Genomic DNA, 25,513 nt, shown 5'->3' on the forward strand with positions numbered 1-25,513 from the left:
GCCAGAGAGTGCCCCCATGGCCCCTTCCCCCTCGTCTTCCCCTGCGGTTCGCCGCGCCTTGATCAGTGTCTCCGACAAGACCGGTATCGTCGGCTTCGCTCGCGGGCTCAGTGAGCAGGGCGTTGCCCTGTTGTCCACCGGCGGCACCTACCGGCTGCTCGTCGACAGCGGCATCGCCGTGACCGAAGTGTCGGAACACACCGGTTTTCCCGAGATCATGGACGGTCGGGTCAAGACGCTGCACCCGACGATTCATGGTGGCATTCTCGGTCGGCGTGGCCAGGACGACGCGGTCATGGCTGAGCACGGCATCGAGGCCATCGACATGGTGGTCGTCAATCTTTACCCCTTCGCCCAGACGGTCGCTCGGCCCACCTGCACCCTCGAGGACGCCATCGAGAACATCGATATCGGCGGTCCGACCATGGTGCGTGCCTGCGCCAAGAATCATGCCTATACCACCATCGTGGTGGATGCCGGCGACTATGACCGGGTACTGGCCGAGATCGTCACAGAAAACGGCGCGGTGAGTGACACCATGCGCTTCGACCTGGCCGTAAAGGCTTTCGAGCACACCGCGAGCTATGACGCCGCCATCGCCGACTACCTGGGGCAGCGGGTCAGGGGTGGAGAGGACGGCTTCCCTCGCACCTACAACCTGCAGTTTCACAAGAAGCAGTCGATGCGCTATGGCGAGAACCCGCACCAGAGCGCGGCCTTCTACGTCGAGTCCGATAACATCGAAGCCAGCGTAGCCACCGCCACGCAGTTGCAGGGCAAGGCGCTGTCCTTCAACAACGTCGCCGACACCGACGCCGCCTTCGAGTGCGTCAAGGCCTTCAGCGACACCGCCTGCGTGATCGTCAAGCACGCCAACCCCTGCGGCGTGGCGGTCGGCATCACGCCCCTGGAAGCCTACGAGAAGGCCTTCGCCACCGACCCGACCAGCGCTTTCGGTGGCATCATCGCCTTCAACGAGCCGCTCGACGCCGAGACCGCTCGCGCCATTATCGACCGTCAGTTCGTCGAGGTGATCATCGCCCCCGGCGTGGAGGACGAGGCCCTCGCCATCGTCGCCGAGAAGAAGAACATACGCCTGCTCGACGTCAGTGCGAACTGGCCCGGCGAGCGTCAGCACGCCCACGATTTCAAGCGCGTCACCGGTGGCCTGCTGGTTCAGGATCGCGACCTCGGCATGGTCGGGCAGGACGAGCTCACCGTGGTCACCGAGCGCGTGCCGAGCGAAAGGGAGATGGGCGACCTGGCCTTCGCCTGGAAGGTGGCCAAGTACGTCAAGTCCAACGCTATCGTTTACGCGCGTGACGGCCAGACCATTGGCGTGGGCGCCGGCCAGATGAGCCGCGTCTATTCGGCGAAGATCGCCGGCATCAAGGCCGCCGACGAGAACCTCAAGGTGTCGGGCTCGGTGATGGCAAGCGACGCCTTCTTCCCCTTCCGTGACGGCATTGATGCCGCCGCTGCCGCCGGCATCGCTGCGGTGATCCAGCCCGGTGGCTCGATGCGCGATCAGGAAGTGATCGATGCGGCCAACGAGGCCGGCATCGCCATGGTCTTCACCGGGATGCGGCACTTCAGGCACTGAGCGACCAAGCAGCCAAGATGATCCTCTACTGCGCAAAAAGTAAGCCCCGAAGGTCGCGACCTTCGGGGCTTACTTGTAGCTCGGCGCTTTCAGCTTGGTGCTATCAGCCCAGGTCGATGCACAGGTACTTGGTCTCGAGGAACTCATCGAGCCCCTGGTGGCCGCCTTCACGTCCCAGCCCCGAAGCCTTGACCCCGCCGAACGGCGCCGAGGCGTTGGAGATCAGGCCGGTGTTGATGCCGACCATGCCGTACTCCAGGGCATCGGCGACCCGCCACACACGACCCAGGTCGCGCGAATAGAAATAGGACGCCAGGCCGTACTGCGTATCGTTGGCCATGGCAATAGCGTCTTCCTCATCGTCGAAGGGGAAGACGGCGGCCAGGGGGCCGAAGGTTTCCTCGTGGGCGACCTTCATCTTGTCGGTGGCGAAGCTGATCAGGGTCGGTGTAAAATAATTGCCGCCCAGCGGATGAGGATGCCCGCCCAGCAGCAGTTCGGCGCCATTATCGACCGCATCGTGGACGTGCTCGCTGACCTTGGTCACGGCATTCTCGTCGATCAGCGGGCCGATGTTGACCCCAGCCTCGGTACCGTTACCCACCTTGAGCTCACTGTTCATGGCCACGGCGAGCTTTTCGCAGAAGGCATTGACCACACTGGACTGCACCAGGAAGCGGTTGGTGCAGACGCAAGTCTGGCCGGCATTGCGGAACTTGGCCGCCATTGCGCCTTCCACGGCGGCGTCCAGGTCGGCATCCTCGAATACGATGAACGGCGCATTGCCGCCCAGTTCGAGCGATATCTTCTGGATATGCTGCGAGGCCTGGGCCATCAACTGGCGCCCCACCTCGGTGGAACCGGTGAAGGTGATCTTGCGCACGATGGGCGATTCGGTCAGCGCGGCCGCAATTTCCGAGGCGCGCCCCGGTACCACGTTGAAGACCCCGCGCGGCACGCCGGCACGCTCGGCCAGCAGCGCCAGCGCCGTGGCGGAAAACGGCGTCTGGCTGGCGGGCTTGACTACGATGGTACAGCCCGCGGCCAATGCCGCGCCGACCTTGCGCGTGATCATGGCCGCCGGAAAGTTCCATGGCGTGATCGCGCCCACCACGCCAACAGCTTGCTTGGTGACGACAATGCGTTGATTGGCCTTGGCGGCAGGCACGGTTTCACCGTAGATGCGCCGCGCCTCTTCGGCGAACCAGCGCAGGAAACTCGCCGCGTAGGCAATCTCGCCGGCGGCTTCCTTGAGCGGCTTGCCCTGCTCGAAGGTCATGATCATTGCCAGATCATCCTGATGCTCGAGCATCAAGTCGTGCCATTTCATCAGGATATCGGCACGCTCCAGCGCCGTCAGCGCCTTCCAGGCCGGCAGGGCGGCATCGGCGGCATCGATCGCGCGCTCGGCCTCCACCCGACCCAACCGTGGCACGTTGCCCATCACCTCCCCGGTGGCCGGGTTGTAAACATCGATCTGCTCGCCACTATCGGCCGCCACCCAACTACCGTCGATATAGGCGAAAGGGCAATAAAGCTGCGTTTCCTTGAGGGCTTCCATCGTTATCTCCTACCGGGCATGCGGACGTTATCGGTTTACCCACATGCTAAGCGCAAAGTCCCCCAGGCACCAAGGGAAGCCAGGATTAATTGCTCGCGTTGCGCGGCAGGCATCTCAGCGGGGGCGGCGGGAATCAGTCAGTGTGATCGAGACCGAATCGGCGAAGCGCAAGGCATGTGGCTTGTCAACCTCGACCTGGGCGGTGAGCACTGCCGCGTGGTCCATGATCAAGTCGAGTACTTCGCGGGTCATGCGCTCGAGCAACAGGAAGCGGTTATTTTCCACCAGCGTAATGACTTGCTTGGTGATGGTGCGGTAATTCAGGGCCTGTTCGATATGATTGAACTCAACCGCCTTGTCGGCGTGGTAACCGATCACGGCATTGATGACTACATCCTGGCGATTGCAAATCTCGTCTTCCTTGATGCCGATATGGGTGCGTAAACGCAGGTTCTTGATGCGTATTGTCGCCAGGTCGTGATCGATATACGAGTCGTTCAGGACAGGGATCGGCATGGCAGAGCTCCTTGTGACAAGCGTAAGGCCGCGGATGGTCTCAGCGACTGTTGATCAGAGTGAGGAACTCTTGTCGAGTACTCTGCTTGTCGCGAAACGCGCCGAGCATTACCGATGAGGTCATGCTGGAATTCTGCTTCTCTACACCACGCATCATCATGCACAGGTGGCGTGCCTCGATCACCACCGCCACCCCCTTGGCGTCTGTCACCTGCAGTACCGCCTCGGCGATCTGGCGGGTCAGGTTCTCCTGAATCTGCATGCGCCTGGCATACATGTCGACGATGCGCGCGAACTTCGAGAGCCCCAGCACTCTCCCTGAGGGCAGGTAGGCGATATGGCACTTGCCGATAAAGGGCAGCAGGTGATGCTCGCACATGGAATACAGCTCGATATCCTTGACCAGCACCATTTCGTCGGTTTCCGACTCGAAGACGGCGCCGTTGATGATTTCCTCCAGCGACTGCGTATAACCGTGGTTGAGAAATTGCATGGCCTTGGCAGCCCGCTTGGGTGTATCGCGCAGCCCCTCGCGCTCAGGATCTTCTCCCAGCTCAAGGATGATCTGGCGGTAATGATTGGCGAGCGGTTCGGTCATGATCAGGAATCCATATCCATTGTCGTTGCAGCGTAGTCTCGGAACAGCACATCGGGGGCTGGCCATGGCAGGATGCTGACCGGCGCCGACACTTTGCTTGACGCGGCCTGTTCGCCGCTGCGCGAACAGGCCAGGAATATTGGACGCCATGCAAATTTGTACAACGCTTATACGCAAATAATAATTCGTATAAACATGATATGCAATAGGCCTGCATTTTACCGCAACCGCTGCGTTCGTGCAGAGGCGCCCGTGACATCTTGCCGCGCGCCACGTCTGGCCCTCGTCACTCTCCGCCGAATTGCTCTGCTACAATGTGTCCCTGGATTTATCTATGCTTCCCTGCGGCGCTAAGCCACCCTCGAGAGCCTCATATGTTCAAGATCGTCGCCCCGCTACTGGCCACTGCCTTGCTGATGCCCCTGCTGGCGTTCGCTGACACCCTGGAGCTGCCCCGCGAGGCCCAGGTAGAGTTTTCGCTCATCGCGCCACTGCTGCTGGATGCGAGCGAAAACAGCGCACGGCGCGACGATGTCATCATGCGACCGGTGACCGATGGCAGCGGCACGCATACGTTGCCGCAACATTGCGTGGTGATCGGCAGCGCCAGCCTCAATGGCGAACGCCTTAGGCTGTCAGCGACGAGCATGACCTGCATCGAAACCGAAGGCGCCGACAGCGAGATTTACAGCAGTGACATCACGGCCGCTGCTCATGGCGCCGATGGCCGCTACGGTTTGCCGGTCTGCGGGTACGGACGTTGTGAGTTAGGCAGCGATCGCGGTTTCATGCTGCAGTTTACCGAGGCCGTCAGCATCGAGCCGCAAGCCAACCCCTCTGCCGAACTCAATGAGCAACGTCGCAAGACCAATGGCGATGGCGTGGCCAATCCAGTTCCCGCCAACTCACCGGACCCCGACGACCCCAACTGATCGACTGGCGTAGCGGTCCGACTCAGTCGACCCAGTAAGTGTTTTTCGCCAATACCTGATGCTGCTGTTCCAGAAGGCGAATATGGCTGTCCCAATAACCCGCGTCGGCCAACCAGGGGAATGCCGGCGGAAAGGCCGGATCATCCCAACGGGCCACCAGCCAGGCGCTGTGTCGCAACAGACGTAACGTGCGCAGCGGCTCCATCAGGGCGAGTTCGCGACGGTTGAAATCGAGGTGCTGCTCGTAGCCTTCGATCACCTCGGAAAGCTGCATCTGACGCTCATCGTCACGCTGCGCCGTGATCAGCATCCATAAATCCTGCACCGCCGGTGCCATCAGGCAATCATCGAAATCCACCAGCGCAAAGTGCTCGTCTCGGCCCAGCATATTGCCGATATGGCAATCGCCCTGAACGCGGATCGTCTGCGCCGGTGACCAGACATGGGGTGCAAGGTCGCGCTGCAACGCCTCGGTGATGCGCTCATAGGCACCCCGCTGCTTACGACCAAGCCAGTCACTGCCGAGAATGCGCTCGCGCGCCTCGCTCGCCATGGTATCCAGCGTCAAGTGACCACGATGGACGAAGCGCCCTTGGCATCCTACCGCATGAACGGCCCCGATCAGCTCCCCCAGCGCAAACAGGTGTGCCGGGTTCTCGAGTTCCGGCGCCTGGCCCGGCAGGTGGGGAAAGAGCGCGAAGCGAAACGTCTCCTCCACGTGCAGGCTCTGCCCCGAGGCGTTACGCCAGGGTGGCGCCACGGCGATGCCCGCCTCCGCGAGCTCGGCGAGAAAGTCGTGCTCTTCGGTGATTCGGGCATCCGTCCAGCGCTCGGGGCGATAGAACTTGACGACCCAGCGACGCCGATCTTCGTCATGGACCAGATAGACGCGATTCTCGTAGCTGTTCAACGCGAAAGGCTCGCCGGGCAGCCAGAACCCCAGCGACTCCACCGCCGCCACCACACGCGACGGGTCCAGACGAGCGAAAGGGTGCGGGTGGGTCGGCATGAACGGCTCCAGAAGCGGTAATGATGAGGCATGCTACCAGTGTTTCCCCTGCGGCGTACGCGCTACCGCCCAGGCCTCCACCGTCTCGGCGCCCGCCCTTCGACACGCCACGGCAAGCGCATCCAGTGTGCTGCCCGTGGTCATTACATCATCGACCAATGCGACTCTTGGCGGCAGCAGCGTTTCTACCCGGAAGGCATGACGCAGATTGGCCTGGCGTTCGCGGCGGGTTAGGCCTCGCTGGCTGCGGGTGTCACGTTCACGCTTTGCCGTCACCCAGGCGCAGCCCAGCCGCGTGGCCAGCCGTCTGGCCAGCCAGCTCGCCTGATCGAAGCCCCGTTCACGGGCACGCCGGGGATGCAGCGGCACGGGCACCAACACGTCGGGCCAGCCCTGCGCCGGCCTGCTCAAGCCCGCCGCTAGAAGCTCCACCAACACCGCGCCAGCCCGGGGTGAGGCATGAAACTTGAAGCGCTGCACCAGTGCCGCGACTTCGTCCTCATAGCGCAGTGGTACGTGGGCAAGTGAAAAACCCGGTACCTGAGCCAGACAATGACCACAACGACGCGGCTTGAGCTGGCCCATCTGGGGCTCGGCGCAGCCTGGGCAGGCCGGCAGGTTCCAGGGCAGTCGCTCGAAACAGGCTTCGCACCATGGCTCGGCGGGTCGACAGGCTGACAGGCAGAACACGCAGCGACCCGGCAAGGCCTGGCGCACGACACGGTCAACTTCTCTCAACCATGAAGTTGACACAGCCATTCCAGACCGTAAGCTGTTCGTCAACTTGATGCCTTTTGTGAAGTTGACCATAAGCGAGTTTCCCATGCCTCCTGCGTCGCCCGATGTCTCGACCGCCGAGTCGCCCACTGTTTCGATCACTGACTCGACTAACCGTACCCTACCCATGCATGCAGATGATCACCAGCCACCGGTGCGTCACGACTGGCGCCTCGAGGAGATCGAAGCACTCTTCGCCCTGCCCTTCAACGATCTGCTGTTTCGCGCCCAACAGGTGCATCGCGAGCACTTCGACGCCAACGCCGTGCAGGTTTCCACGCTGCTCTCGATCAAGACGGGGGCCTGTCCCGAAGACTGCAAGTATTGCCCGCAGTCGGGCCACTACAATACCGGCCTCGGCAAGGAGAAGCTGCTGGAAATCGAGAAGGTCGTGGAAGAGGCCAAGGCCGCCCGCGATGCCGGCGCCAGCCGCTTCTGCATGGGCGCGGCCTGGCGGAGTCCACGCGAACGCGATCTGGCGGTCGTGCTCGAGATGGTCAGCCGCGTCAAGGCGCTGGGGCTCGAGACCTGCATGACCCTGGGCATGGTCGATACCGACCAGGCACGTCGTCTCTCGGATGCCGGGCTCGACTACTACAACCACAACCTCGACACCTCGCCGGAGTACTACGGCGAGATCATCACCACGCGCCGTTATGCCGACCGCCTGGATACCCTGGCCAATGTGCGCCAGGCCGGCATGAAGGTCTGCTCGGGGGGCATACTGGGCATGGGCGAAGCGCCACGCGATCGGGCAGCCCTGCTCCAGCAACTCGCTCGGCTCGCGCCGCACCCCGAATCGGTGCCCATCAACATGCTGGTCAAGATCCCAGGCACGCCGCTCGAGAACGTGGAGGATCTCGACCCCATCGAATTCATCCGCGCCATCGCCGTCGCCCGCATTCTGATGCCCGCGAGCCATGTGCGTCTCTCGGCCGGCCGCGAGCAGATGGACGATGCCACCCAGGCGCTGGCCTTTCTTGCTGGCGCCAATTCCATCTTTTATGGCGACAGCCTGCTGACCACGTCCAATCCCCAGGTCGAGCGCGACCGGGCGCTGTTCGCAAGGCTGGGTCTGCATCCCGAGCCGATGGAGAAGAACGCGCAAGAAACCTGCGACGATGATCGACGCCAGCAGGACGCCCTCACGGCCGACATCGCACGTCAGGCCACCGAACACGCCAGTGCCCTCTTCTACGATGCCACCCGGATGTAGCGCGTGATGTCGGCGAGCGTGCGAACGCTCGATGCTCGACGACCCGGCCGCGCTGCTGGCGTTTCAGGGTCCGTTGGCCCATGGGGTCGCCGCATAGTCTTTGCCCACCCCTTGTCTCGGCGACGTGCCACGCCTGATAACCGCCGAACCGGCTATTATGGCCGAGACCGCGGCAGATCACCTAGAGTTGCCAGATGGCGATTGACTTGCCAAGCGGCGTCCGTAGAATGTGGACGCCTGCCCGTTCGTGCGGATGTGGTGGAATTGGTAGACACGCCAGGTTTAGGTCCTGGTGCCTTCGGGCGTGGAGGTTCAAGTCCTCTCATCCGCACCATCTCAGTCCATTATTTTCCTGTTTGCTGCTCCTTCTTCCTCCAGCGAAGTGCGGCGCTTTAGCGCGTCTATCCTTCTGGTTCCCGTTCCTCGCTTTTCTGCTTCATTCCCTACCGAACGCCTGGAGGCTCATATGACATCCCCCGTCTGGCATCCCTATACCCATCTCAAGACCCAGCGCCCGGCGCCCCAAGGTGGTCGGCGGAGAGGGGCCGCGCTTCACTCTGGAGGGCGGCGAGACGCTGCTCGACGCCACCTGTTCCTGGTGGTGCATGATCCATGGCTACGCCCACCCCCGGCTGGCGGCGGCGATCCGTGAACAGGCCAGCGAACTGTGCCATGTGATGCTCGGTGGCCTGACCCACGCGCCCGCCGACCATGCCGAGGTGACACCGATATCATGGTGCTGTCCAAGGGGCTCACTGGCGGGTATCTCGGCCACGCGGCGACCCTGGCCACCGACCGGGTGCACGAGGCCTTCATGGGAGACTCTCCCGACCACGCCTTCATGCATGGCTCCACCTTAATGAGCAATCCGATGGCCTGCCGGGTGGCGCTGGATAGCCTTGCCGTCTTCGAGGAGGAGGATTATCTGGGCTAGATCGCCGATTTGAGCAAGGTATTGAACGAGGCGCTGATCGACGATGCAGCGCTGACCGCCCACCAGAGGTCGCAGACGTCCGCGTGCACGGCGCCACCGCGGCGATCGAGGCCCGTGACGCGGCAGCGCTGGCGGGCGTCGGCGACTGGACCCGCGGGCAGGGCATCTGCTGCAACCCATCGGTCGCTGGCTCTACACCATGCCCGCCTATATCACCACCGAGCCCGACATGCGACGCATCACCGACGTCATGAAGGGCTGGTTCCTGGCGCACTGATCGCGCCGGCGGCTATACCAGCCTGCGCGAAATGGTGCGATCCCAGCTACGGCAGTAGACCCGCCTTTCGCCCTCATAGGCATCCAGGGTGGCATGCAGCCGGAATTCTCTCGCATTCGAGGTCAGCACGGTGCGGGTCACCGTGCTGACCTCCCAGTCACCCCGCTTGAGCGAGCGGTCCCAGCGGGTCTCGCTCTCAAGGGAATCGAAATCATCGTCCCGGGAACGATAGGTCTCCACGGCCCGGGTCTGCACCTCGATGCCGCTGTCCTCGAGCCGAATGCGGCCGTTGTCATTGATTACCTCCAGGGTCGAGACGTCCTCTGCAAGGTCGCGGTGGACGTACCAGTTATGGTGTCCGGGCTCGAGGCGCGTCATATCGATGGTCGGGCCCGCTTCCGCTTCGGCGAACGGCGCCAGCCGGCTGTCCTCGTCACGGGGCGGTCTGACCGGCAGATGCAGGGCGCTGCCCTTGTCGAAGATAGTCAACCGCACGCGCTCGGGGGGGGGCCAGGCCAAAGGCCAGTAGGAGGTGGAAAGGGAGAGGCGCAGTCTGTGACCACGGGGAAATACCTGAGCCACGTCATTGAACGCCACCCTGGCACGATAGCGGCGGTCCGGCGCCAGGAGGCTGGGGGATTCGTGGCTCTCCCGATGGGTCAGGTTGAGCAGGCCATAGGTGACGCGAGTCGCCTTGTCGTCGGGCGCCACGTCGGAAAGTCTTACCGCCACCATGGCGACAGGGCGATCGACGGAGAACTCAAGCTCCAGTTCCGGCGCCCCCATCATCTCCAGGAAGTCCTCCAATGGCGGGCTGTCGAAGATCAGGGCTCCGCCGTCCTCCTCTCGCTGGTCGTGGGCAAGGTCGGGACCCGCGGCATAAGAACACCACTTGCCGGCGAATAGGCCACAGGTCAGTGGAGATTGCACGGTGAGGGCAGTTTCCACCTCGCAGGACTTGCCATCCATGGCCAGCCGACCACGTGCCAGCGGCAACTTGCAATGTACGATGTTGGGTGAGGGCCAGCACGGCTCGACTACCCAGCGGCCGGGGCGGTGACCGTAGCGGGTGGTCGGTGGCAGACTGTCCTGCATCCATACCTTCAGCGCCGACTCGTCTTTCACACCGGTATCCCTCCCCTTGAGCCACTGGTCCCACCAGCGCAGACACTCCTGCAGAAAGCCGATGGCCGGCCCGGGCTCTCCGAGATGGGGATACTTGTGGCTCCAAGGACCAATCAGCCCCTGGCAAAGACCAGGCAGGTTCGCCACCAGCCGCTTGACGGCATTGGAGTAGCCGTCCGCCCAACCGCTGACGGCCAGCACAGGAACCTGCACCCGGGAGAAGTCCTCGCAGATCGAACCGTGCTGCCAATAGGTGTCCCGGTGAGGATGCTCGAGCCAGGTAGCCAGCCACAGGCCGCTGCCCTCGAGCCGTCGGTGCCACATTGCGCGCCAGGCGTCACCGACCACGCTGGGGTCCGGCGGCAGCGAGTTATAGGCGAACATGGTGGAAGCCCAGGAGAGGTTATCACCAAGCAGGCAACCGCCCATATAGTGCACATCGTCCGCGTAGCGGTCATCCGTGGAGCAGACACTAACCACAGCCCGCAGCTCAGAGGGGCGCCGGGCGGCCAGTTGCAGGCCATTGAAGCCGCCCCAGGAGATGCCGATCATACCGACCTTGCCGTCGCACCAAGGCTGGGCGGCTATCCAGCGCAGGATCGCCTCGCCGTCCACCAGCTCCTGTTCCAGGTACTCGTCAGTGAGCACACCACCGGAGTCACCGCTGCCGCGGAGGTCCACCCGCAGCGAGGCATAGCCGTGCCCAGCAAAATAGTGGTGATGCATGGCATCACGCCGTGCCGAGCCGTCGCGCAGGCGGTAAGGGATATATTCGAGAATGGCCGGCACCGGGGCATCCGCGGCACCCTCCGGGAGCCAAAGGCGAGCGCAGAGCTCGACCCCGTCATCCATGGGGATCCAGACAGGATCCTGGCACTCGACCTCGTGAGGAAAATCGGTCACGACGCGCATGACGGCCTCCTTCAGGTAAAACGATGGCTCAGCGAGACGCCTGCGAGGAAAGGGGTTCGATCTCGAAGGGCAGCATCCGTCGGCACTGCTCGATCCGATCCTTCAGCGCCTCGCGGGTCTCCGCGCCGGTAAACAGCACGCCAAGCTCCCAAGAGAAAGAATCCTGGTGGAATAGCGCCGAGAGTCGCATGCCCTCGCGCACGTTGAGATACACGAGGGTGCCCGGGAACGTTTGCTCGACCCGACGGATTTCCTCTTCAGACGGCACTCGACGCACCCACCCATCCTCGAAGACCCGCAGCATCTGCTTAGCGGCGAGGGGATAGCGGCCCTCGCGGTGCGGCATACGCGGTGGGATTCCCAGTGCCACGTCCACCATCACTTGAAGGTGTGGCGCCCCATCGACCAACTGAAAAATCGCCGCATGGGAACGCGAGATGCGGGCGTTGATCTCGAGCAGCCAGATACGGTCGGTCTGCTCGTCCAGGTAGTACTCAATATTGAATGGCCCATCGTCGTAGTCGATCCGATCGAGGAAGCGTCGGGTGATCGCGAGTATGCGCTGCTGCACCTCATCGGACAGCGACGAGGGATACTCGTAGCGCAGCAACACAGAGGAGTGCGTAGCGTCGCGCAGGCTGTCGACGATGCCCACCACGTGGACCTCGCCACTCTGGACGTAACCCTCCAGGGTGCACTGACGGCCGGATGAGATGATGCCCTCGGCTATGCAGTAATGTCCGGTGATCGCCGCCACCTCCTCGGGCAGCTCGGCGAGGGCGGTGATCTCATCAAAGGGTCGGCCGAAACGCCCGATCCCTTTGCGGATGACCGGCAACACCTCGCACAGCTGGTCGGCATTCTCGATCAGAAAGCCGAGGTGGGAGGAGTGGGCCTTTATCGGCTTGATCCAGAACGGGTAATCGATCACGATCGTCTCGACAGCTCGGTCGTCGAAGGGGTCCAACGCCTGGAAGGCCGGCACACACTCCGGCACGGCTCGTGCCTGCTCCAGGCGGCTCCAGTACTTATGCTCGCACTTGAGAAAGGCTTCCAGCGACGGGCCGGGCAATCCCCGCTCCCGGCGCAGCACCGGCAGCAGCCCACTGGTGGGGAAGTCCCAGTAACCGACAATGGCATCCACAGGGCCGGAGAATCGCTCGAGCTCTGCTAGAGCGTCCGCCGCCAAGTGGGCAAAGGGGTACTCCTCGGCATGCACCACCTCGTCGAACGACAATAGCTCGTGAAAGACATAGTCCTCGGCGTTCCGTAGTTTCGGTAGCAGCTCCCGAGCCAACTCATCCAACCCGATCACGAACACATTCCAGCTCATGCGCTTTTCTCCCACATCCGCGCTTTTCTCCCTCATCCCTAATACCGGCAATGAAGCGTCGTCCCGGCGCGATCCATGAAATAGACAATCATCTTTCAGTATGGCTGCTATCTGTCAGTCTGCCTCGACGCTCATCAATGGGCTCCAGATGACACCCAAAGCCGCAGAGGCGTGAGGCGATAGTGATGAGGACGGCGAAGCCGGTAGACTGCCCAAAAAGGGGACAAGGGACACAGCGATGAAGGGATGGAGTATGCCGAACCCGCCCCGTTGTCGCCCCCTCGTTGCGCTTCACCTGGTACGCCGATCACAGCCCGCGCTGGGCGCTGACATTGCGCCTAGAGATGTATTTCCTCCGCTATATAGACCGCGCCACTCTCAGTAGCGCGAAGGATGCCTCGCATGACCCTGAGCAAGACGCAATCCAGTTTCTATCGCCGGCTTTATGTCGCCCATCTAGTAGATGCCGGCATCGCCAGCGTACCGGCCATCGTCAAGGCGACGGGCATGCCGCGGCGTACCGCTCAAGACACCCTCGGTGCGCTGGCCGAGCTGGATATCGTCTGCGCGTTCGAGAAGGCGAAGGGCGAACGCCACAACATCGGCGTTTACGTGATTCGTGACTGGGGACCGATCGACCCGAACTGGGTGGCGGTGCACGCCGATCGATTGCGAGAAGTCCTGGGCTATCCGCTCCGGCCGTGATATGAGCGTTGAAGGACCAGTAGCCTTTTTTCCGATGCAGGTCGTAGGGTAATGGATGTACGTCCACCAGGATTCGCCGTTGCGACAATTGCTGTCGCTGCTGAATGTCCTGTTCATGACCTACCCTAGGGTTATTGACATGTTGCGAACCAGGACGGACTGTGGCTCGATGAGTTTCAATACGCACGGATCGCCCCAGCATGACGATGGCGCGTCAGGCGAGCGGGTAGAGCAGCTCGACGCTGCCATTGAGCGGCTTGCCGCCGCGAACGCCATTGCAGAAGTTTCTCCTGTCTTCGAGGTTATCGATGCGGCACGTCCCCTGATGTTCGATGCCAGGGGGTTGGAAGTCCTCTACACGCGCGTGCCGGCGCTCGAGGCCGCTGGGTTGTTCGGTGGTAGCGACTGGAACCATCCCCAGACACTGGTGCCCTCGCTTGCCGTACGTACCGTGCGTCATGGCGACCCGGTCGCCACCCTGGTCGAGTGCCTGAGTCAGATTCGCCTGCTGGCTGTTGCCAAGGGCGACTATTCGCACCCGTCGGTCTCGGCGGAGCACGCTCACCACTTTCTCGCTCAGGTGCTGGCCATGAACCTCGATCTCGTGGTCGGCGACCTGCACGAGGGCGACCGCCTGCGGCCTGACCGGCTCGGCTACGCCGTCCAGTATCTGTATCACTACCTGCTTGAGCACCTGGGCTACGAGAATTTTCTGGAGCATCTGGTGGCCGAGGTATGGCGGATTCTCGAGCAGCGCCCGGTCCAGGTCGATGGCATCAAGCAGATGGTGACCCAGATCGCCGCTTGCCTGAACACGCCGGACACCCTAGTGGGAGAGGTCGGGGAGGACGCCCGCAACCTCGTCAATGCCGTCTTCGGCCCCACCGCTGGCTGCCGCGAAGATCCCGGCTTTGAGGTATACACCGAGCGGCTGGAGCGCATGGACGACGCGGCTCTGCTGCAGGAGGCCATTGCCTTTGCCGGGGCCATGCACAGCACCGGCCTGGTCTCGCCCTACATGCCGGGATTTATCCGTTACCTGCGCAGCCGATGGAACGCACTGATCCCCACGGCACTCGGCCTGAGTTATACGGGGGCCGACGCTTTTCACTGTTACCCGGCGTTGATTCACACGCTGATTGATGAAGCCCTGTTTGCCGAAACCAGCCAGGCCGTCTATGGCCTTGCCATGATGCTCGAGCGAGGCATCCTGTACTCGCCTCCGGTGGCTCCGTCGCTGTGGCGGCAGCTGAGGCTATCGTTGTGTGATGCCGCGGCGCAGAAGATCGTGGCTGTGTTCGGGAACCGCCGCTCGCCAGAATGCTTTCTGCTCGCCGATGTTCTCAATGTGCTTGGTCGCCCGCTGGGCGTGGGACAGGGAAATTACCCCACTTGTCAGTCGACACGCGCTTTGTCCATGTGGGCCTTCAATATGCCGGCTGAACTGCTTCGGATCGTCGCCTGGGCGGCGCGAGACGACGAGATCGTGATGCGCTTTGAAGGCAACAGCATTTCTTCCCGCGAGCTCGGCGCCGGCCTGGCAGCCGAGCCACCCGTGGATGTCGACGCCGTCTCCCTGCTTACCGTCCCCCACCTCGATCGCATCTACTTCGAAATGGGACGCCGCAGTGCCGGGCGCGGAGAGGATCCGCACAAGTGGGTCAACGCCGAGTTCCATGGCGATCATGTGGGCCATGGCTTTCGCATCGCGGTCGATGTCTTTACCGGCGGCCTGAAGGACTTCGAGGGGTTTATCCGTGACTTCTACGCCGCTTATCACCCCTTCTACAACGGCAATATACCGGTGATCAATCCACAGCCAGCGGGGATTGCCGTGACCGATAGCGCCACGCGTTTTCTTGGCTGGCACGCGATCACGATCCAGCGTCTTGCACTCGATCCGAGCCAGGTCATGCGGGTGTACTTCTTCAACCCCAACAACGACAGTGGTCAGGACTGGGGACAAGGGATTGTCACCTCGACCCAAGGCAATGGCGAACTCTACGGCGAGGCCTCGCTACCGGTTGCCCAGTTTGCATCGCGGCTCTACGTCTTTCACTACGACCCGCTCGAAAAGGGCGAACCGACCGACATTCCCTCCGATGAAGTAGATCGGGCCATGCGTCTAGCCCAGGAGAGTTGGGCATCGGGGCGATAGTTCGAAGATGCTTGGCAGTTAAGCTCGACAGGACCGCAGGAAATCGAGAGTTAATTTCCTGAACAATGCATAAGGAGAGCAACATATGTCGACTGTAGCAGAAACCACGACCCCCAGGGATATCTCAAGCTGGACCGACCCGACACTGGATTCGGTCCGCGGTACCGAGACGCCCAAGGATCCGAACAAGGGCTACATCGCACTGCTGGGCTGGAGCGTGAATGCCATCAAGGCCGCGCAGAAGTTTGACCGCCGCTACGTGGTGGTGGCGCCCGATTGGGCTGCCGATTTCTGCGAAGCCAACAAGATACCGTACATTCCTTGGGACTTTGTGCGCCTGAATGATCGATCCATGGAAATTGCGGAACATCTCAAGGCGGAAGGCGTTGATGTGGCCATCCCACTCTTCGAGGAAACCGTTGAATGGTCAGGCGCGATCAACTCTGTGCTCATGGACAACCCCCGCATGTACGGGCAGTCCATCCTGTTTCGGGATAAGGCACTGATGAAACGCCGCGCCCAGCTGGGCGGTATTCGTGTAGGGATCTTCGAGGAAGCACACGAGAAAGAAGACATTATCCGCTTCATGAAACGTGTCAACCAGACGCTCCTCAAACTCGACGGCGACCCCGATGACCCGATTCACGTCAAAGCCTTCGACAAGGCCGGTTGTCTTGGTCACCGCATGATCCGCAAGATCGATGAGATCGACAGCATACCGGCCGAAGAATATCCGTTGCTGATGGAAAGTCACCTTGATGGCTGGGAGTTTGCCGTCGAGGCATGGATTCATGATGGTGAGATCAAGTTCCTCAACATCTCCGAGTACGTGACCCTAGGCTATTCGGTGTTCGTTCCCGCCACTAGGGAACTCGAGAGCTGGCGCGATGCCATCACCAAGCAGATTAAGAAACTGATCAAGACGTTCGATATCCAGTTCGGACTGATCCATCCCGAATACTTCGTGGCGGCAGATGGCGAGATGTACTTCGGCGAGGTCGCCTATCGCCCGCCCGGTTTCAAGGCCTTCGAGCTCATCGAGCGCGCCTACGGGTTCAGTGCCTATCAGGCATCGATGCTGGTCTTCGATCCCAAGAGCACCAAGGAGGAGGTCGAAGCCTTCTTCCCCCGCGAAGTGGTCGACGCGAAAGGCTATGCCGGGTGTTTTGGCGTGTATCCACGGCGTCGTGTCGTCAGCAAGCTGGAGATGCCCAAGGAAACCATCGAGCACCCGTACTTCGAATCTCACGAGCTGGTGGCGCCGGCTGAAGAGACAGTGCCGGACCGCTCGGCCTTCGGCACGCACTGGGGCCTCGTGTTCTTCTTCGGTGACGATCCAATCAAGATGCGGGATCTGCTCAAGGCGCAAGAGGAACTGGACTTCTACGTCTAGAGACTCGTTCAAGATCGTCTCGTAACCAGACGAGATGTGACAACGGGCAGGGCCTATGCCCTGCCCGCTGCACGGCACCTGACGCCGCTATTCACCGCGCCGATCGAGGATACGATATGCGTGCGGTAACTCATCGCGCCTGTCCGCCGGGCTGAAGCGACCCGCCAGCCGATCGCCCGCGGCCATGGCGCTGGCCATGGTCCTGGCTTCGAACGTCTCGATAAGTGCCTGGTGCGCACGGTCGATCTCGTCAAGCAAGTGAGCCTGCATGGCCGGTCGATGACGCGCCTCCTGTAGCTTGAGGAGCGCATATTCACTGCCGGCGAAACCGGCCAGTGTCACAGCAGTCGTGGCCGCCCCTGCCAGCAACGCTCCTGGGCCGCTCGGCGCAGTGGCAGCCGCCACCACGCCACCCGACGTCAGCGAGCGAGCGGTGCTCACTCCCAGGCGCGCCAGCAGGCCGCGCATCGCCATGCGACCGCCCTGCATCACAACGGCAGCGCCGAGACGCCGGGCGAGGGCTCGCCCCGTCAACATGCCAAGGCTGGCACCCCCTGCCGTGGCCGCGCGCCAGCGCGTCATGTCCATTTCTTCGCTCAGCGATCGATTCAGCACCTCGTCGAGGTCGAGCACGTACACTGCTGTGGCCGGCCGAGCGTCTTCCTGCATGCTGACCTGACGAGGCGCATAGCGCTCGTAAAGCTGTTGTGTCAGTTGATCTACCAGACGCTGCTGCATGCCGGCCAGCTGCTTCGGATAAGCCCGCTGCAGCTCGGCCAGGGCTTGCTCGATGCCGCTCGGCGTGACCAGTCGCTCGTGAAGCTGGGCCTCAAGCCATGGCTCGACATCATCGACCAGCGTCATGCCCAGGCGCGCATAGCTACCCGATAGCGAAAAATACCAGTCCAGATAACCCGGCACCGCCGCCTCGAGAGGCGCGAAGGTTATCGCCAGACGCATTCTGATCCAGGGTCGCATACGCGCCATCAGCCGCGCCTCGATATCTTCTGTCACCTCCTGCATGTCGCGGTCCAGCGCGGCGTGCGTCTTGGCGTCCAGGGTCAACGGCTGTCCATTGACGATCACGCGGTAGAGCGGGTCATCGGTGCGCTGCTCCAGCAAGCGCTGACCCATGCCAAGCAACAGCATCAGCCCCAGGACTACCAGCAACGATAGCCCCCAGCGGCCCCAAGCGCGTGGCAGATCTTGGCCTGCGGTCCTCGAGGAGGAAATATCGCCACGGCTCATGATGACTCATGACCTCCCGACCGCTCGGCGTCCACATCGTCATGGCGCCCTTCTCGCCGCAGCACATCGGCACCGACCAACAGGCGGACATAGGCCCAGGCGAATGCACTCTGGGTCAGCAGTAACAGCACCCAACCCAACAAGGCGGCGGGGTTGGTGACCTGAAGGTTCTGCACGGCGTTCTGCATGACCCATATCTGAGTGATCTCGGCGGTGCTGCCCAGACGCACGAAGAACCCCAGCAGCGAGTCGTTCTCGCGACCCTGTAAATGGTCGAGCAACGCCTCTTCCCAGCTTAGTCCCACTAAATAGGGTTGGGGTAACCAGAGGGCGGCCATCACCAACGCGATTATCAGCAAGCCAGCGGTGGGCAGCATCAACAGCCGGCGGGTTACCGCTGCCACGTGGCGCGCAATCACATGACGTGCCAGCCGTCGGCGCAGCAAGTGTCTCGCCACCACCATGACCACCGCCCCCAGGAGCAGCAGCGGCCAATAAACCAGCGGCAGCAGACGCAGCTCGACCAACAGCACCAGCGCCAGCCCCGCGCCCATCAGCTGATGACGCACCACCATCACTACGCCACCGCGCAACCAGCGATGCCAGGGAGACCCTTCACGCAGGTACTGCCCCAGCCAGGCACGGCGACGCAGCCGGGCCGATTCGAGACTGCCCGCCACGATCAATTGCGTGGCGATCACCCATACCGGCACAAAGAACGCCTCGGCGAAGGCGAGTCCCGTCAATGACCACAGCAGCAGGACCCCGAGCACGAGCCCCAGATGCGCGTGCCGACCACACAGTTCAAGGAGTCGTTCCCATGACGGTGTCTGCAACCGTGGCAACATGGACGCGTCGACCGCTTATCCAGCCGGGGATCGCATCAGGGTTCGCGCGATCGACAACAAGCGGTCGTCGCCATAGCGATCGCCGATCAGCTGGACGCCTACCGGCAATCCTTGCTCGCCCTGGCCGATCGGCAGATTGAGGCAAGGCACCCCCAGCAGGGTCCAGGCACGACAGAATAGCGGATCGCCGGTGGCATCCAGCCCCCTTGGCGCCACCCCTGGCGCGCTGGCGGCGAGAACCACGTCGACCTCTTCCTCGAAGCTGCGGGAAAGCACCTGGCGCAGCTCGGCCGTGGCGATCTGACCCTCTCGGTAACGCGCGTAGGTAAGCGCCTGGCCTTGCTGGATCAGCTCGACCAGTGTTGGTCCCATCTGATGGGCATGGCGCTGATACTCGCTGGCCAGGCTCTGGGCAGCCTCATAGGCCAAGACGACCTTCTGGTGCTCGACCAGGGCATCGAAGCGGATATCGAGCGGCAGGGCGAAAACGCTGGCACCGGCCTGCTCGAACCTTTCGTGTGCCTGGCGAAGTGCCTGGATCACATCGGCACTCAGTGTCTCGTCACCGGGCAGGCTGCGCACCCCGACGCGAATACCCGAAAGATCCGGCAGCGCTTCGATGGCCGGGGCCCGCGTCAGCGTCGAATAGGTGGTGCAGATATCTTCGATATGCCTGGCGAACCAGCCCAGGGTATCCAGCGACGGGGCAAAGGGCTTGATCCCGGCCATGCTGACCGTGCCGAAGGTCGGCTTGAAGCCATAGATACCACAGTAACTCGCCGGGCGAATGATGCTGCCCGCGGTCTGGGTGCCGAGTGCCAGGGGCGCCATGCCATCGGCCACCGCCGCCGCGGAGCCGCTCGAGGACCCTCCCGGTGTGCGCGAGATATCGTGGGGGTTGCGGGTCTTGCCGGGCGTGAAATAGGCGAACTCGGTGGATACGGTCTTGCCCATCATCAGCGCCCCCTGCTGCTGCAGGAGCGTCACCACCGCCGCGTCGACCAGAGCGCCATCGCTCTTCAGGTAGCCCCCGGTCCCCCAGGCAGTCGGCATATCACAGGTGTCGATGATGTCCTTGATGCCCACGGGAACACCACGCAGCGCCCCCTCGGCAGGAACCTGCTCTACCTCGGGGCCGAGGAACTCCCACGCCTGGACTTCAGGTTCGCGTGCCGCGATACGCTCGCGGCAGGTTTGCCACCAGTCGAGCGGCTCTGCCTCGCCGGTGGCAAGGCGCGCCTGGAAGGCGTCGATACTCATTTCATGTAGCTGCAAGTCACTCTCCCCTATGGTGGCATCCCGGCGGCACCGGTCATGCCCAAGGTAGTGCAAGACAGGGCTGGATGGTGTCTCGACGCGGCCGGAGTTATGGTGGTCGCCAATGGAAGAGTCACAAGGTGCCTCCCCGTGTGCCGGAAAGGCAAGGGGGCGACTCAGGGCAGAATGACGGTAAGGCCAGGCACCACCCTATCCGGATTCTCGATGATGTGCTGGTTGGCCTGGTAAATAGTTGGCCAGCGCCTGGCATCACCGTAGTAGCGCCGAGCCACATTACCCAAGGTCTCTCCCGATTCTACGGTGTAGATCGTTCCCCCTTGTACCCGTGTCACCAGGGACTGTTCACGCCGCAGGTCCGACACGATGGCATCGTACTCGGCTTGCGGATCGTCGGCGTCGCTGCGACTGCGGCGCAGCGCTTCGTGGGCGGTGTGGAGTCGAGAAGCCTGTTTGGACGCGGCCGCTTGGGCACTATCGAGGTCAAGCTCGCCCCCTTCTGAGGCGGGGAGCAGAGCGCGAAGCTGCTCGACTTCGGTCTGCAGGGGAGTCACGGTGTCGCTGCGCACCTCGGCCAGTTCGGCATCCAACTCGTTGCGCTCGGTGCGGACCTGGGACAGTTCGGCATCCAGCTCGTCACGCTCGGAGCGAACTTCGGCCAGTTCGACATCCGATGCTTCGCGCAATTGCGCGAGATCCGCCTCCAGGCCGTTTATGCGTTCTTCCAGCGCCGCTATATCCGACTCGCGTGCTTGCCTTGTTTCCTCGCTACGCTCTAGCTCATCGCGGGCTTCCGCGAGTTCCTGCTGGATGCTGTCGCGCTCGGCTTCCAGGGATTGACGCTGCGCGAGGGCGTCCTTCACCTCTGCCTGTGCTTGCTCCGCCTCAGACCTTGCAGCCGCGATGGCATCCTCGGCCTGCTCGCGCTGCTGTTCAGCTTCCGATACCCGGGATTCGAGTGCTTCCCGTTCAGATTCGCTGTCAGCAAGCCGATCCTCAAGGGCCACAAGCGCCGTGTTCGTTCGTTCGAGCTCGTCCTCAAGGTTGCGATAATCACTCGTCAACTTTTGCAGGCGAACATCGGGCTCGGCCACTTCGGTAGATTCACCGGTATTCTGCTCGGGTTCGGCGAGTAGATAACTGGGCAGGACAGCAAGTGAGATTGCCGATGCCATGGCTATCGCCAGGGGGGTTCGGCGTGGTTTGCTTCGGCACGTCTGGGACAGGGTGTCGCTCATGTAGGTCTCCTGTGGCTGACTAGGGACATCAGACGACAAATGCCGACAAACATCGGCAAGAGGTGCGAGCTTTGGGCAGGGTGGGGGGAGTGCGCCACAGCGCCGCAATGCGTCGTCAACCACTCGAGTCTAGATAATTGCTACCGCTTTCGCTGCATTAGTAAATTACGCTCGTTGGGATTAGATCTCTCAGAGCTTGGTGTCAACAAATGCATCTTTGCGAAGTGCGCCCGAGCCACTCTCGGTCAATTAACACTTCGGATCAGGCGTAACGCTGGTTCGAGGGACTGGTCAGGCTTTCAAGGCTTGAACCTCGAGGCTTGGGAACACCCTGGGGTTATCGAATCACACCACCAGCCTCAACCCGATCGCCAGGATTAACAACGAAAACAGTCTTTTCAGCAGTGTCGAGGGTAAATAGTGCGCCGCCATGACGCCCAGCCTGGCGCTGGGTACGCTGCATACCACCATCCCTAGAAACGCTGGCCAGTAGAGATATCCCGTGGCATAGGCCGGCAGCGTCGCTTCATCCAGCCCCGTGACCAAAAAGGTCAAGGCGCCGAACACGGCGATGGGAAAACCGCACGCGGCCGAGGTGCCGATGGCACGTTTCAACGTGGCACCCGAGCGTACCAGCCAGGGCACACTGAGTACCCCGCCCCCCACGCCGAACAATGCCGAAAAGGCGCCGATCACCGTGCCGGCAACGCCCATGGCCCAACGGTCGGCGCCTTCTTCCGAAGTAGGCGGCATTTTCGTTACCATCATCCGCACGGCAACGACAATCAGAAAAAGCCCAAATAACAGCTCGAGCATGGCGGCCTGGATAAGACTCGCGATGACGCCGCCCAGCACGGCGCCTGCGATCAGGCCCGGCAGCATGCCAGCCAGCATGTTTCGCGATACCGCACCCTTCAGCCAGTGACCGAACGCCGAAGAAGCACCGGTGACGGCAATCGTGGCAAGCGACGTCCCGATCGCCATATGAATCACCAGCGACTCGTCGATGCCCTGGGCCTTGAGTCCGAAGATCAGTGCCGGGACGATCACGACGCCGCCGCCAATGCCGAACAGTCCCGCAATAAAGCCCGCCACAGCGCCGACCGAGAAGAGGAACATGAGACTTGCGAGCATCGAGGACGCCTGGTCTGGAAGATGAAGGGGGAGCCGCCGAGAGCCCCACCATGCTGGACAGACTCGGTGACCTCACTGCATCCGAATTCCGCCGTCCAGGCGAATGACCTCTCCATTGAGCATGGCATTGGTGATGATCTGCTCGGCCAGGCGGGCGAACTCTTCGGGCTTACCGAGCCGCTTGGGGAAAGGCACTGCCGCGGCCAGGGCCTGGGCGGCTTCATCGGGGATCGCACTCATCATCGGCGTCTCGAACACGCCGGGGGCAATGGCCATGACACGCACGCCGTGTCGCGACAACTCGCGGGCCGCTGGGAGACTCATGCCCACCACCCCGGCCTTGGAAGCGCTATAGGCGCACTGCCCCACCTGACCGTCAAAGGCGGCCACCGAAGCCGTATTGATGAGCACCCCGCGTTCGCCGTCCTCGCCCGCCGGGTTCTTGGCCATGGCGACGGCGGCCAGTCGCATCACGTTGAAGGTGCCGACCAGATTGATTTGCACGGTGCGGCTGTAGGCGTCGAGGTCGGCGGGATTGCCCTCGCGGTCGACCAGCTTGGCCACGCTGACCACGCCGGCGCAGTGCACCACGCCCGCGAGGCCGCGCTCGCCACCGAGCTCGAGGGCGACATTAATGGCCGCCTGGATGTCCTCCCCCGAGGTGACGTCGCCGCGCACCGCACGGGCAGCAACGCCCAGACGCTCGGCATGGGCGTCGACGGCGTCGCTGAGGTCGCAAAGCACGACCCGGCCACCGCCGGCGACCAGCCGCTCGGCGGTGGCCGCCCCCAGCCCGGAGGCGGCCCCGGTGATCAGGAAGGTGTTGTCCTTCACTTGCATGTTGGATTCCTCGGGGCTCGTCAGTTGGCCGTCTCGGCGGCGTTGGCGCGTAGCTTGAAGCGCTGGATCTTGCCACTTGGGGTCTTGGGCAGCATGTCGATGAACTCGATCACCCGCGGGTAGGCGTGGGTGGAGAGCCGCTCGCGCACCAACTGACGGATCTCCTCGGCCAGCGCATCGCTTGGCTCGTAGCCCTCGCGCAGCACCACGTAGGACTTGATGATCGCGCCGCGGACCTCGTCGGGCTGGCCCACCGCCGCGGACTCGGCCACCGCCGGGTGGGTCATCACGCTGTTCTCGACGTCGGTGGGGCCCACCCGGTAGCCGGCGGTGGTGATGATATCGTCGTCACGGCCGGCGAACTGGAAGGTGCCATCCGCGTTCTTGATCACCACGTCACCGGTCAGGTAGTAGCCTTCGGCGAAGGGATGCTTCTCCTGCCAGGTGTAGCCGGCGAAGAAATGCGCCGGGGAGTTCTTGATGTCCACCGCCAGCACGCCCGGCTCGCCCGGGGGCAACTCCTCGTACTCGGCGTCGAGGATCGCCAGACGGTAGCCGGGCATCGGCACGCCCATGGCGCCGACATGCTTGGGATGGACCAGGGCATGGTGGTTATTACAGGTCATGCCGGTCTCGGTCTGACCGTAGTGATCCATGACCGTGCAACCCAGCGAGCGCTCCACCCAGTTCACCACCTCGGTGTTGAGCGGTTCACCGGCGGAGCTCGCCGCACGCAGCTCCAGGGCCTGATGGGCATCGTCGAACAGGCCGGAGGCCTTCATCAGACGATAGGCGGTGGGTGCGGCGGCGAAGTTGGTAATGCGGTGACGCTTCATGAAGGCCAACGCCCCTTCGGCACTGAAGCCCGCCTCACAGAAGTGGGTGGTCACGCCCAGCAGCAACGGCCCGGCAATGGCGTAGTAAAGACCGTAGGCCCAGCCCGGGTCGGCCATGTTCCAGAAACGGTCGGACTCGCGCAGGTCGACAGCCAGCTCCATGTAAAGCGCGAAGGCCGGCATCGCGGCCAGTGACACCGCCACGCCCTTGGGCTTGCCCACGGTGCCGGAAGTGAACATCTGCAGGAAGGGCTCGTCGCGACCCAGTCGCGGCGGAGCGCCCCGGATGGGGGCATGGGCCAGGGCATCCTTCCAGTCCAGGTCGTCGCCGTGCTCGACGCTGGGCCCGCCCACGGCCAGCACCGGCGGGCACTGGGTCAGGCCATCGAACTTGAAGCGGTTGGCGTGATCGGTAATCACTAGCTTGGTATCGGCGCGCCCCAAGCGGTAGTCCACGGCGTCCGGGCCGAAGGCGGTGAACAGCGGCTGGTAGACGGCGCCGATGCGCCAGGTGGCCAGTACCGCCACCAACAGCTGCGGCGAACGGGGCAGCATGCAGGCAATACGGTCGCCAACACCGAGGCCACGTTCGGCAAACCAGCCGGCGAGTCTCTCGCTATCGGCATCGAGTTCGGCGTAGGTTAATGTGTTGACGTTGCCCTGGGTGTCCTCGTGAACCAGGGCCGGCACCTCGCCGCGGCCGGCGCGCAGGTGACGCCCACAACAGGACTCGAAGGCGTTGGCCTTGCCATCTCGGTGATCATCGAGCCGAGCGATCACCTCGTCAATGGAGAAGGTTTCCAGGTAGGTACGGTACTCGGAAAGATTCGCTGGGGTGCTCATGGGGTGTCTACACTCTCGAGGTTTGTGCTTGTTGTCGGCCAAGACTGTGGCAAGAGCCGGCGCCGGCGTGCAGGCTCACCAGGCGGGTCGGCTCCTTGCGGCGCGGTGATACATTCATTACATTCATCGACGGTCACCCCAGCAGCTTGGTTGCCTCGAGAGAACCATAGCCCTGACGAGAGGTCAACGCGACGTGCCGGGC

The 25,513-nt window shown here is 62.8% G+C and carries 20 protein-coding genes, 1 tRNA gene and 1 pseudogene; 8 read left to right on the forward strand and 14 right to left on the reverse strand.

Features of this window, described 5'->3' with window-relative positions; genetic code table 11:
- The first annotated feature begins 16 nt into the window (after positions 1-16).
- The gene (gene purH / locus BM341_RS02160) at positions 17-1,603 is read left to right on the forward strand and encodes a bifunctional phosphoribosylaminoimidazolecarboxamide formyltransferase/IMP cyclohydrolase (protein WP_089792443.1); all 1,587 of its coding nucleotides are present in this window, start codon (positions 17-19) and stop codon (positions 1,601-1,603) included.
- A gap of 103 nt (positions 1,604-1,706) precedes the next feature.
- Here purH and BM341_RS02165 read toward each other — a convergent pair whose 3' ends face one another.
- The 3 genes from BM341_RS02165 to folE all read right to left on the reverse strand — a co-directional run bounded on the left by BM341_RS02165 (position 1,707) and on the right by folE (position 4,278).
- Positions 1,707-3,164 carry an NAD-dependent succinate-semialdehyde dehydrogenase gene (locus tag BM341_RS02165; RefSeq protein WP_089792445.1) on the reverse strand — a complete coding sequence of 486 codons (1,458 nt, stop codon included), beginning with the start codon at positions 3,162-3,164 and terminating at the stop codon, positions 1,707-1,709.
- 114 nt (positions 3,165-3,278) lie between these two features.
- A complete protein-coding gene (gene folX, locus BM341_RS02170; protein ID WP_089792447.1) occupies positions 3,279-3,680 on the reverse strand; it encodes a dihydroneopterin triphosphate 2'-epimerase in 402 nt (133 codons plus the stop codon).
- Positions 3,681-3,720: 40 nt separating this feature from the next.
- Entirely contained in the window at positions 3,721-4,278 is a 558-nt protein-coding gene (gene folE, locus BM341_RS02175; RefSeq protein ID WP_089792449.1) for a GTP cyclohydrolase I FolE, read from the reverse strand.
- 374 nt (positions 4,279-4,652) lie between these two features.
- Between folE and BM341_RS02180 the strand changes: the two genes are divergently transcribed.
- Entirely contained in the window at positions 4,653-5,210 is a 558-nt protein-coding gene (locus BM341_RS02180) for a TraB/TrbI/VirB10 family type IV secretion system protein (protein WP_089792451.1), read from the forward strand.
- A gap of 22 nt (positions 5,211-5,232) precedes the next feature.
- Here BM341_RS02180 and BM341_RS02185 read toward each other — a convergent pair whose 3' ends face one another.
- Both BM341_RS02185 and BM341_RS02190 read right to left on the reverse strand, forming a co-directional pair.
- Positions 5,233-6,219, reverse strand: a complete 987-nt coding sequence (locus tag BM341_RS02185; protein ID WP_089792453.1) for a serine/threonine protein kinase — start codon at positions 6,217-6,219, stop codon at positions 5,233-5,235.
- A gap of 33 nt (positions 6,220-6,252) precedes the next feature.
- Positions 6,253-6,978: a ComFC family protein gene (locus BM341_RS02190; RefSeq protein ID WP_089792705.1), complete on the reverse strand. Its 726-nt coding sequence runs from the start codon at positions 6,976-6,978 to the stop codon at positions 6,253-6,255.
- Positions 6,979-7,123: 145 nt separating this feature from the next.
- Between BM341_RS02190 and bioB the strand changes: the two genes are divergently transcribed.
- From bioB to BM341_RS02205, 3 genes and pseudogenes are all read left to right on the forward strand, one after another.
- Positions 7,124-8,212, forward strand: a complete 1,089-nt coding sequence (gene bioB / locus BM341_RS02195; protein WP_089792703.1) for a biotin synthase BioB — start codon at positions 7,124-7,126, stop codon at positions 8,210-8,212.
- Positions 8,213-8,461: 249 nt separating this feature from the next.
- A tRNA-Leu gene (locus BM341_RS02200) sits at positions 8,462-8,546 on the forward strand.
- Between the two features lie 132 nt (positions 8,547-8,678).
- Positions 8,679-9,423 (forward strand): annotated as a pseudogene (locus tag BM341_RS02205) (aminotransferase class III-fold pyridoxal phosphate-dependent enzyme).
- Positions 9,424-9,435: 12 nt separating this feature from the next.
- Here BM341_RS02205 and BM341_RS02210 read toward each other — a convergent pair.
- Both BM341_RS02210 and BM341_RS02215 read right to left on the reverse strand, forming a co-directional pair.
- Positions 9,436-11,460, reverse strand: a complete 2,025-nt coding sequence (locus tag BM341_RS02210) for a CocE/NonD family hydrolase (RefSeq protein ID WP_089792455.1) — start codon at positions 11,458-11,460, stop codon at positions 9,436-9,438.
- 28 nt (positions 11,461-11,488) lie between these two features.
- The gene (locus BM341_RS02215; protein ID WP_089792457.1) at positions 11,489-12,793 is read right to left on the reverse strand and encodes an ATP-binding protein; all 1,305 of its coding nucleotides are present in this window, start codon (positions 12,791-12,793) and stop codon (positions 11,489-11,491) included.
- Positions 12,794-13,195: 402 nt separating this feature from the next.
- On the opposite strand from BM341_RS02215, the gene BM341_RS02220 reads away from it, so the two are divergent.
- The 3 genes from BM341_RS02220 to BM341_RS02230 all read left to right on the forward strand — a co-directional run bounded on the left by BM341_RS02220 (position 13,196) and on the right by BM341_RS02230 (position 17,049).
- On the forward strand, positions 13,196-13,498 hold the full coding sequence (locus BM341_RS02220; RefSeq protein ID WP_089792459.1) for a winged helix-turn-helix domain-containing protein: 303 nt from the start codon (positions 13,196-13,198) through the stop codon (positions 13,496-13,498).
- Positions 13,499-13,667: 169 nt separating this feature from the next.
- Positions 13,668-15,656 carry a hypothetical protein gene (locus BM341_RS02225; protein WP_089792461.1) on the forward strand — a complete coding sequence of 663 codons (1,989 nt, stop codon included), beginning with the start codon at positions 13,668-13,670 and terminating at the stop codon, positions 15,654-15,656.
- A gap of 85 nt (positions 15,657-15,741) precedes the next feature.
- Positions 15,742-17,049, forward strand: coding sequence for an ATP-grasp domain-containing protein (locus BM341_RS02230; RefSeq protein ID WP_089792463.1), 1,308 nt, complete (start codon positions 15,742-15,744; stop codon positions 17,047-17,049).
- A gap of 87 nt (positions 17,050-17,136) precedes the next feature.
- Here BM341_RS02230 and BM341_RS02235 read toward each other — a convergent pair whose 3' ends face one another.
- The 7 genes from BM341_RS02235 to BM341_RS02265 all read right to left on the reverse strand — a co-directional run bounded on the left by BM341_RS02235 (position 17,137) and on the right by BM341_RS02265 (position 25,311).
- Positions 17,137-18,297, reverse strand: a complete 1,161-nt coding sequence (locus tag BM341_RS02235) for a hypothetical protein (RefSeq protein WP_089792465.1) — start codon at positions 18,295-18,297, stop codon at positions 17,137-17,139.
- On the reverse strand, positions 18,294-19,145 hold the full coding sequence (locus BM341_RS02240; RefSeq protein ID WP_139232963.1) for a hypothetical protein: 852 nt from the start codon (positions 19,143-19,145) through the stop codon (positions 18,294-18,296). Before BM341_RS02240 ends, BM341_RS02235 begins: the two co-directional genes overlap by 4 nt.
- A 15-nt stretch (positions 19,146-19,160) precedes the next feature.
- Complete coding sequence (locus tag BM341_RS02245; protein WP_245784119.1) at positions 19,161-20,420, reverse strand: amidase; 1,260 nt, start codon at positions 20,418-20,420, stop codon at positions 19,161-19,163.
- A gap of 158 nt (positions 20,421-20,578) precedes the next feature.
- On the reverse strand, positions 20,579-21,658 hold the full coding sequence (locus BM341_RS02250; protein ID WP_089792471.1) for a LysM peptidoglycan-binding domain-containing protein: 1,080 nt from the start codon (positions 21,656-21,658) through the stop codon (positions 20,579-20,581).
- Between the two features lie 345 nt (positions 21,659-22,003).
- Entirely contained in the window at positions 22,004-22,792 is a 789-nt protein-coding gene (locus BM341_RS02255; protein ID WP_089792473.1) for a sulfite exporter TauE/SafE family protein, read from the reverse strand.
- 72 nt (positions 22,793-22,864) lie between these two features.
- Positions 22,865-23,632 carry an SDR family NAD(P)-dependent oxidoreductase gene (locus tag BM341_RS02260; protein WP_089792475.1) on the reverse strand — a complete coding sequence of 256 codons (768 nt, stop codon included), beginning with the start codon at positions 23,630-23,632 and terminating at the stop codon, positions 22,865-22,867.
- 20 nt (positions 23,633-23,652) lie between these two features.
- Positions 23,653-25,311 (reverse strand): AMP-binding protein, encoded by a 1,659-nt coding sequence (locus BM341_RS02265; RefSeq protein WP_089792477.1) that lies wholly within the window; start codon positions 25,309-25,311, stop codon positions 23,653-23,655.
- Positions 25,312-25,513 lie beyond the last annotated feature (202 nt).

The sequence above is a fragment of the Halomonas korlensis genome, assembly GCF_900116705.1.
Lineage (GTDB): Bacteria > Pseudomonadota > Gammaproteobacteria > Pseudomonadales > Halomonadaceae > Halomonas > Halomonas korlensis.

Coding starts and splice junctions, on each gene's coding strand:
- BM341_RS02260 (WP_089792475.1), bottom strand. CDS start 23,632: ATGCAAGTGAAGGACAACACCTTCCTGATCACCGGGGCCGCCTCCGGG.
- BM341_RS02220 (WP_089792459.1), top strand. CDS start 13,196: ATGACCCTGAGCAAGACGCAATCCAGTTTCTATCGCCGGCTTTATGTC.
- BM341_RS02210 (WP_089792455.1), bottom strand. CDS start 11,460: ATGCGCGTCGTGACCGATTTTCCTCACGAGGTCGAGTGCCAGGATCCT.
- folE (WP_089792449.1), bottom strand. CDS start 4,278: ATGACCGAACCGCTCGCCAATCATTACCGCCAGATCATCCTTGAGCTG.
- BM341_RS02255 (WP_089792473.1), bottom strand. CDS start 22,792: ATGCTCGCAAGTCTCATGTTCCTCTTCTCGGTCGGCGCTGTGGCGGGC.
- purH (WP_089792443.1), top strand. CDS start 17: ATGGCCCCTTCCCCCTCGTCTTCCCCTGCGGTTCGCCGCGCCTTGATC.
- BM341_RS02230 (WP_089792463.1), top strand. CDS start 15,742: ATGTCGACTGTAGCAGAAACCACGACCCCCAGGGATATCTCAAGCTGG.
- BM341_RS02225 (WP_089792461.1), top strand. CDS start 13,668: ATGAGTTTCAATACGCACGGATCGCCCCAGCATGACGATGGCGCGTCA.
- BM341_RS02235 (WP_089792465.1), bottom strand. CDS start 18,297: ATGAGCCGTGGCGATATTTCCTCCTCGAGGACCGCAGGCCAAGATCTG.
- BM341_RS02190 (WP_089792705.1), bottom strand. CDS start 6,978: ATGGCTGTGTCAACTTCATGGTTGAGAGAAGTTGACCGTGTCGTGCGC.
- BM341_RS02240 (WP_139232963.1), bottom strand. CDS start 19,145: ATGTTGCCACGGTTGCAGACACCGTCATGGGAACGACTCCTTGAACTG.
- BM341_RS02185 (WP_089792453.1), bottom strand. CDS start 6,219: ATGCCGACCCACCCGCACCCTTTCGCTCGTCTGGACCCGTCGCGTGTG.
- BM341_RS02165 (WP_089792445.1), bottom strand. CDS start 3,164: ATGGAAGCCCTCAAGGAAACGCAGCTTTATTGCCCTTTCGCCTATATC.
- folX (WP_089792447.1), bottom strand. CDS start 3,680: ATGCCGATCCCTGTCCTGAACGACTCGTATATCGATCACGACCTGGCG.
- bioB (WP_089792703.1), top strand. CDS start 7,124: ATGCATGCAGATGATCACCAGCCACCGGTGCGTCACGACTGGCGCCTC.
- BM341_RS02180 (WP_089792451.1), top strand. CDS start 4,653: ATGTTCAAGATCGTCGCCCCGCTACTGGCCACTGCCTTGCTGATGCCC.
- BM341_RS02265 (WP_089792477.1), bottom strand. CDS start 25,311: ATGAGCACCCCAGCGAATCTTTCCGAGTACCGTACCTACCTGGAAACC.
- BM341_RS02215 (WP_089792457.1), bottom strand. CDS start 12,793: ATGAGCTGGAATGTGTTCGTGATCGGGTTGGATGAGTTGGCTCGGGAG.
- BM341_RS02250 (WP_089792471.1), bottom strand. CDS start 21,658: ATGAGCGACACCCTGTCCCAGACGTGCCGAAGCAAACCACGCCGAACC.